Origin of the sequence: Streptomyces sp. 8L (genome assembly GCF_020176795.1) — a bacterium.
Taxonomy (GTDB): domain Bacteria; phylum Actinomycetota; class Actinomycetes; order Streptomycetales; family Streptomycetaceae; genus Streptomyces.
Map to the genome: position 1 here is coordinate 1 of NZ_JAIUKE010000826.1, position 2087 is coordinate 2087.

The 2087-nt window shown below is 69.0% G+C and carries 1 protein-coding gene and 1 pseudogene; both read right to left on the reverse strand.

The features are described from left to right. Nucleotides 1-686 (reverse strand): annotated as a pseudogene (locus tag LCE31_RS39165) (Shedu anti-phage system protein SduA domain-containing protein); the annotation flags it as partial. 290 nt (nt 687-976) lie between these two features. Next, nucleotides 977-2087: apolipoprotein A1/A4/E family protein (locus LCE31_RS39170; RefSeq protein ID WP_225023018.1), on the reverse strand; the 1111-nt coding region annotated here is incomplete at its 5' end.

Below are 2087 nucleotides of genomic sequence, written 5' to 3' on the forward strand. Positions count from 1 at the left end.
TGCCCGAACCGGGATACTTGCCCTGCTTCCAGGCGACTCCGGCGAACCGGACGATCTTCAATCTTGCAACAGGCCCTGGCGTCCGCGAGGGCATCGCCCACCAACCGGGCGGCCGCGGCCGCGGCCGGCAGCGGGAGGTTCCTCAGAATCAGTTCCATGTGCCCGAATTGCTGGAGTCGCCTCCTCTCCCGCAGTGGCAGTCGGACCCCGCCTTCACCGGTGCCGAGGCCCAAGTGGTCGACGGACAGGGCTATCCCGCGAAAGAGATCGCGTGCGTCGGCGACCGTCGCCTCGGGATTGTCGGCAGACAGGCCGTCCAGAACGGTGACAGCGCGATCGGCCGCCATGGCGACCATCCTGCGTACGCCCTCCTCGCTGTTGCGTCGCGCCTTCTCGTCGTAGTAGTTCTCCAGGATTTCGAGGAACAGTTCGCCGCTGGCGTAGGCGGCGAAACGCTGGAACCGCTGCGCGAGCGGGAAATCCCCGACCAGAATCGCTGCTTGAGCGACATCTTCCAGAGCGTTTACCAGCGGCCTGCCCTTGCCGTAGTCGCTCCCTCCCAGGGCAGGGCCCATGATGCGGAGCACTACATCGATGCGCTCTCGCACGCCCGGGTTCTCGGTGAGCTCTCGCGCCTTGTCCACCATGTTCCACAGTGTGAAGCCGGATCGGAACGTCGTCGTCATACCACGACGTTAGAAGGGAGCACTGACATTGATGCTGGTACTCAGGTTCCGGCGATCGTGACCTGGACACCGGCTGACGGCCGGCTGGGCCGTCTTCGCGTTGGTTCTACCGAACCTTCCGGCGTACGCGTCGGCGGTCCTGCCCGCGCCAGCGGTCCCGCGTCCGCACCGGGGAGCCACCGCACATCGCACCGAGGGCGACGTGACACGACGTGTGGCCGCCGCGTGGCTCCCCGGTGCGGACGTCGGCGCCGTCCCGACGCGGGCTCTGCGTCTTCCGGGGCGACGACTCAGGACTCCCGCAGCACCAGTGCCAGGTCCCGCAGTTCGTCCAGTACGGCCACACTCCCGAAAATGGTCTGAAGGGACGTGACGATCTGCCGGGAGGGGCGGCGCAGCTGACGGCTGGAGGAGCCCACCATGCTGATCAGTGCCACGATCTCCTGGAAGGCTCCCGTCGTCTCCTGTAGTTCCTCGGGGACCGTGAGGACCGTCTCCAGCACGTCCTCCGCGTCCTCCGGCCATTCGCCGCGCGGCGTGTCCGCCGCCCATTCCAGGAACGCCCGCAGCGCGTCGACGCTGGCGCCCATGCGCGCCGCGAAGCGCTCGGCCGCTGCGGTCAGGTCGTCGGCCGGGCCCTCGATGGCTTTGGCCAGGCGGTTGATGACGGCCATCCGCATGTTCATCGAAGCCCCGGCGTGGTTGACACGGTCCATGTCCTCGCCGATCAGACCCATCATTTCCCCGAGGTCTGTGATGGCGGACTCCACGTCGGCCATGTCGCCGGTGATGGCCTCCAGCTGCGCCTCCGCCTCGACGATCAGATCGAACAGCCCGGGGGCGTCCTCATCCCCGGCGGCCGGTTCCGTACGGGGCCCGGGCGCCTCATCGGCGCCGGGCGCGGGGGCCGGTCCTCCGGGGAGCGACAGGACACCGCCACCGCACAGCGCCTGGGCCAGTACGCTCGTCAGCTGCCGCCGGGCGGTGACGGTGTTGGCGGAGTGTGACGGGAAGGGTGTCCGAGGCGTCGTTCCAAAGCCCGGGAGCTCTTCGGTTTCCTCCGTGACAAGGACCGTGCAGCGCCCGAGGGCGTGGCGCACGCCGAGCCCGAAGGACAGCTCCGGCCCGGATGATCCGCCGAGATCGGCGACGACGACGTCCACTTCCGTCAGGGTGCGCAGCAGTTGGTCCAAGGGCAGGCCGGCCTCCGTGAGTCTGTCCGCTCGCAGGAAGGTGAGACCGAGCTGCGTGCACGCGGGGCGCACGATGTCCTCGTAGAGGACGGTGGACCGGTGCCGCTCCACCGGAGGCGCCTGGCCGGGAGGGGCGGCGGCGGTTCCGCAGAGGGCGAGGCAGGTGGGCATGGCGGGCTCCTTCACAGGGGTAGCAGGGGGGTAGCGG